The following is a 13,121-nucleotide window of genomic DNA, read 5'->3' as shown; positions in this document are numbered from 1 at the left end:
CGAAGCTACACAGCGATACACAACCGCCGGTTCAAGACACACACGGCGTACATGAGGGTGAAAGAGTGCGCGGGTTGCCCTTCAGGTGTTCTTCGATCAATCGAGCGACATCCAGGCCTCAACACCGAAATCCTTCAGGAGCCCCCATGATCAATCAAATCGAAACCGTGCTGTACACCGGCAAGACCGTCACCACCGGCGGCCGCCAAGGTGAGTCCCGCAGCGACGATGGCCGTCTGAACGTCAAGCTTTCCCCGATAGGCTCATCCGACAGCGGCACCAACCCGGAACAACTGCTCGGTGCCGGCTGGTCGGCGTGTTTCATCGGTGCCATGGGCAAGGCCGCGGCGGCGTTGAAGGTGAGCTTGCCGGCTGACGTCAGCGTCGCCACCGAAATCGACCTGGGCAAGACCGACACCGCGTTTTTCCTCCAGGCGCGCCTGAATGTCAGCCTGCCGGGCGTGGACCCTGTGCTGGCCCGCACCCTGGTGGACACCGCGCACCAGACCTGCCCGTACTCCAAGGCGACCCGTGGCAACATCGATGTGACGATCAACCTGGTTTAACACCTTCCTGTAGGAGCGAGCTCTGCTCGCGATGGACGTTAACGATGACGCGTTCGATCTGGATTAACGCGGTGCATTCAAGTTCATCGCGAGCAGGCTCGCTCCCACAAAAAGCAATAAGCCTCACCCAGTTTCCGACAGGCATTAAAAAGCCCGCACAAGGCGGGCTCTGGGAGGTTTTAGTAGGTGGCCAGTGCTGGTCTCTGGCTTACGAGGTTTATCAGGACTCTCACAGGTACAGCAATGCGCTGTCCTGCTTCACACGGCATAAGGGCTGGATCTCAGCGCGGAGATCTTTCTAACCGTGTACCCTTCGGAGCGCGCCCCACGCGTCCTCGCTATCCGCTTGCGCATCAGTCTGCGTTTTCACCTACAAGTTCAAGATTAGCAAAGCCCGCGAAGTGAGCAACGGCATTTTTAGACCGTTTTGATTTTGTGACAAACGCCACAGGACAGAAAAATACTATCGGCGAAATTTGCCAGTCGTTGATCGTCGTAGCGGCCTTTATTGCGCGTGCCAGCGGCTACAGATCAGCAATCTGACAACACCTGCGCCTGTAGGAGCGAAGCTTGCTCGCGAAGGCATCCTCGAAAACGCCAAAAGCTTCGCGGGCAAGCCTCGCTCCTACAGTTCGGTGAAGATTCAAGACCTGCCTCACAACGTCCGCTGGCTATTGCCAATCCCCTTGGCAATATCAATCCCCCAGTCCATCGCCGCTTCCATGTCCAGCATATGCGGCTTGGGATCGTGGTTTTCATCGATGACCGAGCCGTCGGGCCAGTAGACACCGATGAACATGCCCAATGAACCGTCTTTCAATATCTCGGCTTTGACCCTGATGCTGCATCCGTTCGACAGTGTCTCCTTGTGCTCCAGATGTCGCTCAGTCATTGCGGTTTTCCTCCCCTTGCTGGATTCAGACCCTATTGGCAATGCTAGCTCAGCCCCTGAATTGCGCTGATTCGCGGTACTGGAGCCTGAACCTGACAGCGGCGTAATGCCACCTATACTACAAGCCACCTCCCCCCCAGGGGTCTGCATTTCCAACAATAAGAAGCAGAGGTGGAACATGGTCTGGCAGCAAATCTACGATCCGTTCAACAACCCGCTCATCTCAACCCTGATGGCCGCCATCCCCGTGGTGGTGATGCTCGCCGCCCTGGCGTTCTTCCATGTCAAGGCGCATCTGGCGGCATTGCTCGCCCTGGCCTCGGCGCTGGTGATCGCCATCTTCGCCTTCGGCATGCCCGCCAACATGGCAGGCTCCGCGGCGCTGTACGGTGCGGCCAACGGTCTGTTGCCGATCGGCTGGATTGTGTTGAACATCATCTTTCTGCACCGACTGACCACCGAGAACGGCTCGTTCAAAGTGCTGCAGGACTCCCTGGCACGCATCACCGACGACCGCCGTTTGCAGCTGCTGTTGATCGCCTTCTGCTTCGGCGCCTTTTTCGAGGGCGCCGCCGGCTTCGGTACACCGGTGGCGGTGACCGGGGCGATTCTGATCGGCTTGGGCTTTTCACCACTGGCCGCCTCGGGCCTGGCACTGATCGCCAATACCGCGCCGGTGGCGTTCGGCGCATTAGGTACGCCGATCATCACCCTGGCCAAGGTCACCGGGCTGGATGAAATGGAACTGTCGATGATGGTTGGCCGGCAACTGCCGTTCTTCTCGGTGATCGTGCCGTTCTGGTTGATCTGGGCTTTCGCCGGTTGGCGCAAGATGGTGGAAATCTGGCCGGCGATCATCGTCACCGGGGTCAGTTTCGCCATCCCGCAGTTCATCGTGTCCAACTATCACGGGCCGATGCTGGTGGACGTGATCGCCGCGCTGATTTCCATGGCCTGCCTGACCGGCTTCCTCAAGGTCTGGAAACCGGCCACCGTGCACACCTCCGCCGCGTTGTCCGGGCGAGTAGACGATTCCAAGATTGCCGAAGAACATGATGAGCAACCCGTTGCCAGCGCAGCCTTTGCCAACGAGGCAAAGCCCGCGGTCATGCGCGCGTGGATGCCCTGGATCATCCTCACCGTCTTCGTGTTTGCCTGGGGCACCCAGAACTTCAAGAACATGTTCGACACCCGCCCGGCGATCGATCCGGTCACCCATTCGGCCAAGCTTGATCCCCAGGGCAAACCGCTGCGCGAAGCCAACCCGATCTTCGCCCCGACCGTGACCTTCACCACCATTCACCAACAAATCGAGAAGGTTCCACCGGTAGTGCCTGCTGTGAAAACGGAGGAAGCAATCTACAAATTCACCTGGTTCACCAGCACCGGCACCGGCATCCTGCTGTCGGCCATCCTCGGCGGCTTGCTGATGGGCTATTCCATACCGCAATTGATCCACCAATACCTTCGAACGATCTGGGTCGTGCGCTACTCCTTGATCACCATTGTTGCGATGCTTGCCCTCGGCTTCCTCACACGCTACTCGGGGCTGGACGCAACCATGGGCCTGGCGTTTGCCGCGACGGGGATTTTCTACCCGATGTTCGGCACCCTGCTCGGCTGGCTCGGCGTGGCCCTGACCGGCTCGGACACGGCCTCCAACGTGTTGTTCGGCGGGCTGCAGAAAGTCACCGCCGAGCAATTGGGACTCAGCCCGGTGTTGATGGCCGCCGCCAACAGCTCCGGCGGGGTCATGGGCAAGATGGTCGACGCCCAATCCATCGTGGTCGCCTCCACCGCCACCCGCTGGTACGGGCACGAAGGGGAAATCCTGCGTTATGTGTTCTTCCACTCGATCATTCTGGCGATCCTGGTCGGCGGCCTGGTGACGTTGCAGGCTTATGTGTCGCCGTTCAGCCTTATGGTGGTGGGTGGGCATTGAGTCGATAGGTCCGGGGACCCCGGACTGTTGAACTGTGGGAGCGAGCCGGCTCGCGAAGGCGGTGTGTCAGGCACTGGGATGCTTGATGTTCCACCCCATTCGCGAGCAGGCTCGCTCCCACAGTTGTATGGTGGTTGCCTTGCGCATCCGCAGTTCCAAGCGAAACTTATTGAGTAGAAAGCCTCTTCGCGCACACAAACAAGGCATGGACAGCCACTGGTTTCCGGAAACAGACCTCACATAACGACAAAACGAGTGTCGATCGCCGATGAACATTCTTTACGATGAACGCGTTGACGGCGCCCTGCCTGACGTCGACAAAAGCGCGCTATTGCAAGCCCTGCAAATGCGGATGCCCGAGCTGGAAATCCTGCATCAGCAGGAAGAACTCAAGCCGTACGAATGCGACGGTCTCTCGGCCTACCGCACCACACCGATGCTGGTGGTGCTGCCACGCGACATCGCGCAGGTTCAGGGCGTACTCCGGCTCTGCCATGAAATGCAGGTGCCGGTGGTTGCCCGGGGGGCCGGCACCGGTTTGTCCGGCGGCGCCTTGCCCCTGGAAAAAGGCGTGCTGCTGGTGATGGCGCGCTTCAACCAGATTCTGCACATCGACCCCGCTGCCCGCACGGCGCGGGTCCAGCCGGGGGTGCGCAATCTGGCGATTTCCCAGGCCGCCGCGCAGTACGGTCTCTACTACGCGCCGGACCCATCGTCGCAAATCGCCTGCTCCATCGGCGGCAACGTCGCCGAAAACGCAGGTGGCGTGCACTGCCTGAAGTACGGTCTGACCGTGCACAACGTACTCAAGGTCGACATCCTCACTGTCGACGGCGAATACCTGAGCCTGGGTTCGAACGCCCTCGACTCGCCGGGCCTGGACCTGCTCGCGCTGTTCACCGGTTCCGAAGGCATGCTCGGGGTGATCACCGAGGTGACGGTCAAACTGCTGCCTAAACCACAGTCCGCCAAGGTGCTGCTGGCGGCGTTCGATTCCGTGGAAAAGGCCGGACGCGCCGTCGGCGACATCATTGCCGCCGGCATCATCCCGGGCGGCCTTGAGATGATGGACAACCTGGCCATCCGCGCCGCCGAGGACTTTATCCACGCCGGTTATCCGGTCGACGCCGAGGCTATTCTGCTCTGTGAGCTCGATGGCGTCGAAGCCGATGTTCGCGATGATTGCGAGCGTGTGCGCCAGGTGCTCGAGCAGGCCGGCGCCACCGAAGTGCGCCTGGCCAAGGACGAGGCCGAGCGCGTGCGTTTCTGGGCCGGACGCAAGAACGCCTTTCCGGCGGTGGGCCGCTTGTCGCCGGACTATTACTGCATGGATGGCACCATCCCCCGGCGCGAGTTGCCCGGTGTTCTGAAAGCCATCGCCGAACTGTCGGCCGAATACGGCCTGCGGGTGGCCAACGTGTTCCACGCCGGTGACGGCAACATGCATCCGCTGATTCTGTTCGATGCCAATACGCCAGGGGAGCTTGAGCGCGCCGAAAACCTGGGCGGCAAAATACTGGAGTTGTGTGTGAAGGTCGGCGGCAGCATCACCGGGGAACACGGCGTGGGCCGCGAGAAGATCAATCAGATGTGCGCGCAGTTCAACAGCGATGAGCTGACGCTGTTCCACGGGGTCAAGGCGGCGTTTGATCCGAGCGGTCTGCTCAACCCCGGCAAGAACATTCCGACCCTGCACCGCTGCGCCGAATTCGGCGCAATGCACATTCATGCCGGGCAACTGCCCTTCCCTGACCTGGAGCGTTTCTGATGTACGGTACAGGTGGCAACGATGACAGCAACGCACTGCTGGAGCAGATCAATCAGGCGCTGGAAAACGCCACGCCATTGCGCATACAAGGCTCCAACAGCAAGGCATTCCTCGGACGCATCGGTGCTGGCGAGATACTCGACACCCGTTCCCACCGGGGCATCGTCAGCTATGACCCGACCGAGCTGGTGATGACCGTGCGCTGCGGCACGCCACTGGCGCAACTGATGCAAGTGCTGGATGCCGCGCACCAGATGCTCCCCTGCGAACCGCCTTCTTTCGGTGACGGCGCCACCGTCGGCGGCATGATTGCCTGCGGCCTGTCGGGGCCAAGGCGCCCCTGGTCGGGTTCGGTCAGGGATTTCGTTCTGGGCACACGGGTGATCACAGGCCTCGGCAAGCATCTGCGTTTCGGCGGCGAGGTGATGAAAAACGTCGCCGGCTACGACTTGTCGCGGTTGATGGCCGGCAGTTACGGCACCCTGGGCCTGATCACGGAAGTCTCGCTCAAAGTCCTGCCCAAGCCCCGGCGAACCTTGAGTATCAGCCTGGAAATGAAAAGCGAGCGCGCCCTGTTGAATCTCGCGCAATGGGGCCAGCAACCCTTGCCGATCAGTGCCGCGTGCCATGACGGTGAGCGCCTGCATCTGCGGCTCGAGGGTGGCGAAGGCTCGGTGATGGCGGCCCATGACCGCTTGGGTGGCGAGTTGCTGGCCGCTTCTTATTGGGCGGATCTCAACGAACAGCGCTTGAGCTTCTTCGATGAAGACCAGCCACTGTGGCGTCTATCGTTGCCCAACAACACGCCAAAACTGTCCCTCCCCGGCCGGCAACTGATCGACTGGGGCGGCGCCCAGCGCTGGCTGAAGTCCGACGCCCAAGCGTCCTTCATTCGCAAAGTCGTCGAAGAAGTCGGCGGACATGTGACCTGCTACAGCCATGGCCTGATCGACAGCCCGTTCCAGCCATTGCCCCCTGCCCTGATGCGCTACCACCAGAGTCTGAAGCAGCAACTCGATCCCCGGGGTATTTTCAACCCCGGTCGCCTGTACGCGGAGCTTTGAATCATGCAGACCACCTTGAGCGAAAAAGCCCGCCGACTGCCCCGCGCCGAAGAGGCCGACAGCATCCTGCGCACTTGCGTGCACTGCGGCTTCTGCAACGCCACCTGCCCGACTTATCAATTGCTCGGTGATGAGCTGGATGGCCCGCGCGGACGCATTTACCTGATCAAACAGGTGCTCGAAGGCAACGAGGTCACGCAAAAGACCCAACAACACCTGGACCGCTGCCTGTCGTGCCGAAACTGCGAAACCACCTGCCCGTCGGGTGTCGATTACCACAACCTGCTGGACATCGGCCGTGCGGTGGTCGATGCGGCGGTGCCACGTCCGATCGGCCAGCGTTTGTTGCGTGAGGGGTTGCGCACGGTCGTGCCGCATCCGGATCTGTTCAAAAGCCTGGTCAACAGCGGCCAGGTGTTCCGAGCGCTGCTGCCCGACGCCCTGCAAAGCAAACTGCCGCGCAGTGCGACGCCGAGTAAACCACGCCCCACCACACGCCATGCGCGCCAGGTCTTGATGCTCGAAGGTTGCGTACAACCGGGCCTGTCGCCCAATACCAACGCCGCTGCCGCCAGGGTGCTGGATCGACTCGGCATCAGCGTCACCCCGAACCGCGAGGCCGGTTGCTGCGGCGCCGTGGATTATCACCTGGACGCCCAGGCGGCCGGTCTTGACCGTGCCCGCCACAACATCGACGCGTGGTGGCCAAGCATTGAACAAGGCGCCGAGGCCATCGTGCAGACCGCCAGCGGTTGCGGCGCGTTTATCAAGGACTATGGCCATTTACTCGAACGCGATCCGGCCTATGCCGCCAAGGCCAAGCGGGTCAGTGCGTTGGCCAGGGACCTGGTCGAGGTGTTGCGTAACGAGCCGCTCGAAAAGCTCGGCATCCACAGCGCACAGCGCCTGGCCTTTCATTGCCCCTGCACCCTGCAGCACGCGCAAAAACTCGGTGGCGCCGTTGAAGCGGTACTCGAACGCCTTGGCTTCAACCTGACCTTCGTGCCCGACGGCCACCTGTGCTGCGGCTCGGCGGGCACCTATTCGCTGACCCAGCCGGAACTGTCCCGGCAACTGCGCGACAACAAGATGAATGCGCTGGAAAGCGGCTACCCTGAGGTCATTGTCACGGCCAACATCGGCTGTCAGTCCCACCTCGACGGCGCAGGCCGCACGCCGGTGAGGCACTGGATCGAAGTGGTCGAGGCCGCCTTGCCGTAACCGAACCCTGGAGATGCTCATGAAAAGCAAAGCCGTGTTGAGCCAGACCGAAATCGGCCAGATCCTCGCTGCGGCGCGGACCGAAGCGCAAACCAACCAATGGCCGGTGACCATCGTGGTCGTCGATGACGGCGGCCATCCCCTGGCCCTCGAACGCCTCGACGGCGCCGCGCCCATCAGCGCCTACATCGCGACCGAAAAGGCACGGACTTCCGCCCTGGGCCGCCGCGAATCCAAGGGCTATGAAGACATGGTCAATGGTGGACGCACGGCCTTTTTGTCGGCGCCGTTGCTGACTTCGCTGGAAGGCGGCGTGCCGATCATCGTCGATGGCCAGGTGATCGGCGCGGTCGGCGTGTCCGGGGTCAAGGCCGAGCAGGATGCGCAGGTGGCGAAAGCCGGGGCGCAGTGCCTGAAATAAACACAAATTCCCTGTGGGATCGCGTTCAATCAGTCGAAGAAGAGGAAGCGCACAGATGCCCCGTCTCACTGCGAAAGACTTTGCCCCCCAATTGCTGGAACTCTACGACTATTACGCCCATGGCCTGATCAACCGGCGCGAGTTTCTCGACCGGGCGGCGCTGTTCACTTTTGGCGGATTGACGGCCAGTGCGCTGCTGGCGTCCCTGAGCCCGAACTACGCCCTGGCCGAACAGGTCGAGTTCACCGACCCGGACATCATCGCCGAGTACATCACCTACCCTTCCCCCAAGGGTCACGGACAGGTTCGCGGCTACCTCGTGCGCCCGGCCAAGGCCAGCGGCAAGGTCCCGTCGGTGGTGGTCGTGCATGAAAACCGAGGCCTGAATCCTTACATCGAGGATGTCGCCCGGCGACTGGCCAAGGCCGGTTTCATCGCCCTGGCCCCCGACGGGCTGAGCTCGGTCGGGGGTTATCCCGGCAACGATGAGAAGGGCAAGGAACTGCAGGCCAAAATCGATCCGGAAAAGCTCATGAACGACTTTTTCGCCGCCGTGGAATGGCTGATGAAACACGACGCCGGCAGCGGCAAGGTCGGCATTACCGGGTTCTGCTACGGCGGTGGTGTCACCAATGCGGCGGCGGTGGCCTATCCGGAGTTGGGTGCCGCGGTGTCGTTTTATGGCCGCCAGCCGGAGGCCAAGGATGTCCCGCGGATCAAGGCACCGGTGATGCTGCATTACGGTGAACTGGATACGCGGATCAACGAAGGCTGGCCCGCTTATGAGCAGGCGTTGAAGGCCGGGGGCAAGACGTACGAAGCGCATATCTACCCGGGCGCCAACCACGGCTTTCACAATGACTCCACGCCGCGTTATGACGAGGCGGCGGCGAAACTGGCGTGGGAACGGACGTTGGGGTGGTTTAGAAAATATCTGGTGTGACTGAAGGGCCTCTTCGCGAGCAGGCTCGCTCCCACAGTGGATCTTCAGTGGACGCTGAATGTGTGTCCGACAAAGACCACCTGTGGGAGCGAGCCTGCTCGCGAAGGCGATTTATAGTTGACGGTTATTTCGGCTGTGCCACCGTCCGCAAGTAAGGCTTGAGGGTCTTGAAGCCATCCGGGTATTTCTTCTTCGCATCCTCGTCGGACACCGACGTCGGGATGATCACGTCTTCCCCCGGACGCCAGTTCACCGGGGTCGCCACGGTGTGCTTGGCATTGAGTTGCAACGAATCGAGCAACCGCAGCACTTCATCGAAATTGCGCCCGGCGCTCATCGGGTAGATCAGCATCGCCTTGATCTTCTTGTCCGGCCCGACAAGGAACACCGAACGCACCGTGGCGTTGTCCACGGCCGTGCGCGAACCGCCGCTGGCATTGGGGTGAATCATGTCGTAGAGCTTGGCCACCACCAGGTTTTCGTCGCCGATCAGCGGATAGTTGACGGCATTGCCCTGGGTCTCCTCGATGTCACCGACCCACTTGTTATGGTCGCTGACCGGGTCGATGCTCAGGCCGAGGATCTTGGTGTTGCGCTTGTCGAACTCAGGCTTGAGCTTGGCCAGGTAACCCAGCTCGGTGGTGCAGACAGGGGTAAAGTCCTTCGGATGGGAAAACAGAATGGCCCACTTGTCGCCGATCCACTCGTGAAAGTTGATCTTGCCTTCGGTGGTTTCAGCGGTGAAATCCGGTGCTTCGTCGCCAATACGGATTGCCATGATTGATCTCCTTGCAGTAATGGTCATTGGGGAGTCGAGCCAGTCAACGCGGACAGTATAGGAGAGCTTTTGTGAAGTCCTGATGAGATCCTCAAACCAATGAATCCCCTGTGGCGAGGGGATTTATCCCCGTTGGGCTGCGAAGCAGCCCTAAACTCAAACAACTCGGTTTGGCTGAAAGGACAATGGGGGCCGCTTCGCGACCCAACGGGGATAAATCCCCTCGCCACAAATGTATGTATGCCACTTACCTGTGTTCTCCCTTAAGTGGGCATCCCCTACTCCACCAGCGCAATCAACTGATGACGCTGGGCATCGGTGAGCATCGGACCGAAGCCCGCGCCGGCGTTTTCCGTCATGTAGCGCGGGTTGCCGGTGCCGGGGATGACGCAAGTCACCGCCGAATGCGACAGGATGAATTTGAGTGCCAGCTGCGGCCAGCTCTTGACCCCGACTTGTGCGGCCCAACCGGGTAGCGGTTTGCCTTGCAAGCGGCCGATCAGCCCGCCGCCGCCGAACGGTCGGTTGCAGATCACTGCCACGCCCCGCTCGCGGCACAGCGGCAGGAGGCGCTTCTCGACGCCGCGATCGTCCAGGGCATAGTTGATTTGCAGGAAGTCCAGCGGCTCGGCCCTGAGCACCGCTTCCACTTCTTCATAAGCCGACGAGGTGTAATGGGTGATGCCGATGTAGCGAATGCGCCCTTGTTCCTTCCATTGCCGCAAGGTCGGCAGATGGGTTTGCCAGTCCAGCAGATTGTGGATCTGCATCAGGTCGATACGGTCGGTCTGCAACAGCTTGAACGACTGCTCCATCTGCGCGATGCCTTCTTCGCGGCCCTGGGTCCACACCTTGGTCGCCAGAAACGCCGGCGAGCGCGGTTCGTGGATCGACAGCAATTCGCCCGTGTTCTCTTCCGCGCGACCGTACATCGGCGAACTGTCGATCACCGTCCCGCCCTTCTCGAACAACGCACGCAGCACCCCGGGCAATTGCCGGTAGGCCTGATCCTGGGGCGAGACATCAAACCCGCGATAGGTGCCCAACCCGACGATGGGCAGTGGTTCGTTGCTGGAAGGAATGGCGCGGGTCTGCATGGTTTTGCCTCCTGTTCCCGTCGACAGCACGGTTTGCGCAACCGCCGGACCGAGCGTGAAGACCGCCGAAACACCGGCAGCCAGCGTGAGTAGTTTCCTGCGGGTGAAACCATCCGCATGGCTCATGACATGTCCCTCTCCCGTGGTGCAGGTCCGGCGCGTCGTGCCTGCTGCCTGGCCAGCCACAGGCACAACCAGCCCCACAACCCGGCCAATGGCACGATCGCCACCGCCACCAGACCGAACCCCGTGCCCAGCGCCGTCAAACCGGCGGACAACCAGCCACTGGCGGCATCACCACCACGATAGACCAGGGTCTCGATCACATTCTTGGCCTTGTACTTCTCCTCGCGGCTCACCACCGTCCACAACACCTCCCGCGCCGGGCGCACGATGGCGAACTCCACCGCGCGGCGCAGGCCCTGGGCCAGCGCCACGGTGGTCGGCACCGGTGCCAGCGCCATGGCGGTGAATGCCACGATCGTCGCCATCGGCAGGGCGACCAACGCTCCGCCAATGCCCACCAGGCGGATCAACGGCGCCGTCAGCAGCAGCTGGAACGTCAAGGTCAGCGCCGACACGATCAGATCGACGACGGCGAAGAATTGCGTCCTGCTGCCAGTATCAGCGTAGCTGCCAGCGACAATCCGTCCCTGCTCGAAATACAAGAAGGTCGCCGCACTGGTGTGCAGCAGCATGAACAGCACCAGCCCCAGCAGGTAGGGAGAGCGCAGAATCAGGGTGATACCGGCGAGCATGCTGCCGCCCATGCGCCGTTCGTCGATTAGCCGATTGCCGGACTGTGACTGCGTGCGCGACAGCAGTGCCCGATAGCAGCGTACGGCGATTTCCAGCAACAGCGCCGCCGCGACGGTCAGGGCCATCGGCCCCAGACGAGTGGCCATGGTCGCCGCCAGCAACGGCCCGACAAACGTGCCGAGGGTGCCGCCCGCCGCGATGCATCCGAACAGTCGCCGCCCTTGCTCGCTGGAAAAGCGGTCGACCAGCACGCTCCAGAAAATCGAGACGATGAACAGGTTGTAGATGCTGATCCAGACAAAAAACACCCGACCAACCATGACCGGTGCGACGTGGTTGGCGATCAGCCCGCCAAATACCAGCATCGACACAGCGATCACCCGGTAGATCAGCGGCACGAACCGCGTGGCCGGCAGGCGCGACGCCAGCGCGCCGAACACGGGCACCATCAGTAACATGACCACGAAAGTGGCGGTGAACAGCCACTGCAACTTGTCGGCGCCGCCTTCGAGCCCCAGGGCATCGCGCAACGGTCGCACCAAGTAATAGCTGGCGAGCACGCAGAAATGGAAGGCGAACCCCAGCCACAGGGCCGATCGTTCGGATGGCCGTACGTTGAGCCATTGAGGAATATCGGGCATCGGTCCCCTCCTTTACCGCCAGCTACACTCTGACAGCACCCCGGAGCCGTCAATGCCGCCCACTAACGTTAGCCGAATGTCCCGGACCCTGATGTTACTCGTCGTCATCCTCGCAGCGTTGTACCTGGCGCTTTGCGCTGCGCTGTTCGTGTTTCAGCGCGCGCTCATCTACTACCCGCAACCCCGCGCCGTCGACTCAGCCGCGACGCTGCTTACATTGCCCGTCGACGACGCGCAGATACTGGTTTCGGTCAGGCCGCACGTGGGTCCAAAAGCGCTGATTTACTTCGGTGGCAACGCCGAGGACGTCTCGCGCAGCCTGCCGCCATTCGCCCAGGCCTTTCCTGAGCATGCCCTGTATTTCATGCATTACCGGGGCTACGGCGGCAGCAGCGGCTCGCCCTCCGAAGAAGCCATTGCCCGCGACGCCATGGCCTTGTTCGACAAGGTCTACGCCGACCACCCGCAGATTGCCGTGGTCGGGCGCAGCCTGGGTTCGGGCGTGGCCATTCGCCTGGCCGGTTCTCGCCCGGCGACGAAGTTGCTATTGATCACGCCTTACAACAGCCTGGAGGAGCTCGCTGTCCGCCAGTTCCGCTGGTTTCCGGTGCAGTGGCTGCTGCAGGATAAATTCGAGTCCTGGCGCTATGCCGAACACATCACGATACCGACACGGCTGATCGCTGCCGAGCATGACGAAGTGATTCCCGCTGCCAGTACCCGGCGGCTCTTCAGCCATTTTCCTGAGGGCATAGCGACGCTGCAGGTGATTGCGGGCACCGGGCACAATTCCATCAGCGACAGCCCTGAATACCTCAGATTGCTGGGAGATGGATTGTAGGGTGAAAGGAAAACACGGACCTGTGGCAGCTGGCTTGCCAGCGATAGCGATCTCGAGGTCGCCATCGCTGGCAAGCCAGCTCCCACAAGGTCGAGATAAGGCCGGCACATCCTGCTCCCCTACAAAAAAACAGTTCGACAGGAAAAAAAGTCCGGGCAAGCGCGACCACGCTTCCCGGACCAAAGGTT

General features: G+C 61.5%; 12 protein-coding genes. 8 read left to right on the top strand and 4 right to left on the bottom strand.

Features of this window, described 5'->3' with window-relative positions; translation table 11 throughout:
* The first annotated feature begins 146 nt into the window (after positions 1 to 146).
* Positions 147 to 566: an organic hydroperoxide resistance protein gene (locus CKW21_RS17750; protein ID WP_095195251.1), complete on the top strand. Its 420-nt coding sequence runs from the start codon at positions 147 to 149 to the stop codon at positions 564 to 566.
* A 655-nt stretch (positions 567 to 1,221) separates the two neighbouring features.
* Here CKW21_RS17750 and CKW21_RS17745 read toward each other — a convergent pair.
* Complete coding sequence (locus CKW21_RS17745; RefSeq protein ID WP_095195250.1) at positions 1,222 to 1,458, bottom strand: hypothetical protein; 237 nt, start codon at positions 1,456 to 1,458, stop codon at positions 1,222 to 1,224.
* A 178-nt stretch (positions 1,459 to 1,636) separates the two neighbouring features.
* Here CKW21_RS17745 and CKW21_RS17740 point away from each other — a divergent pair, with 178 nt between their 5' ends.
* From CKW21_RS17740 to yghX, 6 genes are all read left to right on the top strand, one after another.
* Positions 1,637 to 3,400 (top strand): L-lactate permease, encoded by a 1,764-nt coding sequence (locus tag CKW21_RS17740; RefSeq protein WP_095195249.1) that lies wholly within the window; start codon positions 1,637 to 1,639, stop codon positions 3,398 to 3,400.
* 268 nt (positions 3,401 to 3,668) lie between these two features.
* Entirely contained in the window at positions 3,669 to 5,168 is a 1,500-nt protein-coding gene (glcD, locus tag CKW21_RS17735; RefSeq protein ID WP_095195248.1) for a glycolate oxidase subunit GlcD, read from the top strand.
* Positions 5,168 to 6,232: a glycolate oxidase subunit GlcE gene (gene glcE / locus CKW21_RS17730; RefSeq protein WP_095195247.1), complete on the top strand. Its 1,065-nt coding sequence runs from the start codon at positions 5,168 to 5,170 to the stop codon at positions 6,230 to 6,232. The genes glcD and glcE overlap by 1 nt, the downstream gene beginning before the upstream one ends.
* A 3-nt stretch (positions 6,233 to 6,235) precedes the next feature.
* Positions 6,236 to 7,453 (top strand): glycolate oxidase subunit GlcF, encoded by a 1,218-nt coding sequence (gene glcF / locus CKW21_RS17725; protein ID WP_095195246.1) that lies wholly within the window; start codon positions 6,236 to 6,238, stop codon positions 7,451 to 7,453.
* A 19-nt stretch (positions 7,454 to 7,472) separates the two neighbouring features.
* Positions 7,473 to 7,874, top strand: a complete 402-nt coding sequence (locus CKW21_RS17720; RefSeq protein WP_095195245.1) for a heme-binding protein — start codon at positions 7,473 to 7,475, stop codon at positions 7,872 to 7,874.
* Positions 7,875 to 7,929: 55 nt separating this feature from the next.
* Positions 7,930 to 8,817, top strand: a complete 888-nt coding sequence (gene yghX, locus CKW21_RS17715; protein ID WP_095195244.1) for a YghX family hydrolase — start codon at positions 7,930 to 7,932, stop codon at positions 8,815 to 8,817.
* 124 nt (positions 8,818 to 8,941) lie between these two features.
* Here the strand turns inward: yghX and CKW21_RS17710 are convergent, their stop codons facing one another.
* The 3 genes from CKW21_RS17710 to CKW21_RS17700 all read right to left on the bottom strand — a co-directional run bounded on the left by CKW21_RS17710 (position 8,942) and on the right by CKW21_RS17700 (position 12,092).
* Positions 8,942 to 9,595, bottom strand: coding sequence for a peroxiredoxin (locus CKW21_RS17710; RefSeq protein WP_095195243.1), 654 nt, complete (start codon positions 9,593 to 9,595; stop codon positions 8,942 to 8,944).
* A gap of 278 nt (positions 9,596 to 9,873) precedes the next feature.
* A complete protein-coding gene (locus CKW21_RS17705; protein WP_095195242.1) occupies positions 9,874 to 10,818 on the bottom strand; it encodes an aldo/keto reductase in 945 nt (314 codons plus the stop codon).
* Entirely contained in the window at positions 10,815 to 12,092 is a 1,278-nt protein-coding gene (locus CKW21_RS17700) for an NTP/NDP exchange transporter (RefSeq protein WP_095195241.1), read from the bottom strand. Before CKW21_RS17700 ends, CKW21_RS17705 begins: the two co-directional genes overlap by 4 nt.
* Positions 12,093 to 12,144: 52 nt before the next feature.
* On the opposite strand from CKW21_RS17700, the gene CKW21_RS17695 reads away from it, so the two are divergent.
* Entirely contained in the window at positions 12,145 to 12,933 is a 789-nt protein-coding gene (locus tag CKW21_RS17695; RefSeq protein ID WP_095195240.1) for an alpha/beta hydrolase, read from the top strand.
* Positions 12,934 to 13,121: the final 188 nt, after the last annotated feature.

The sequence above is a fragment of the Pseudomonas sp. Irchel 3A7 genome, from assembly GCF_900187565.1.
Classification (GTDB): domain Bacteria; phylum Pseudomonadota; class Gammaproteobacteria; order Pseudomonadales; family Pseudomonadaceae; genus Aquipseudomonas.
The sequence above is the reverse complement of the archived record's forward strand: the minus strand, read 5'-3'. Positions and strand labels throughout refer to the sequence as shown.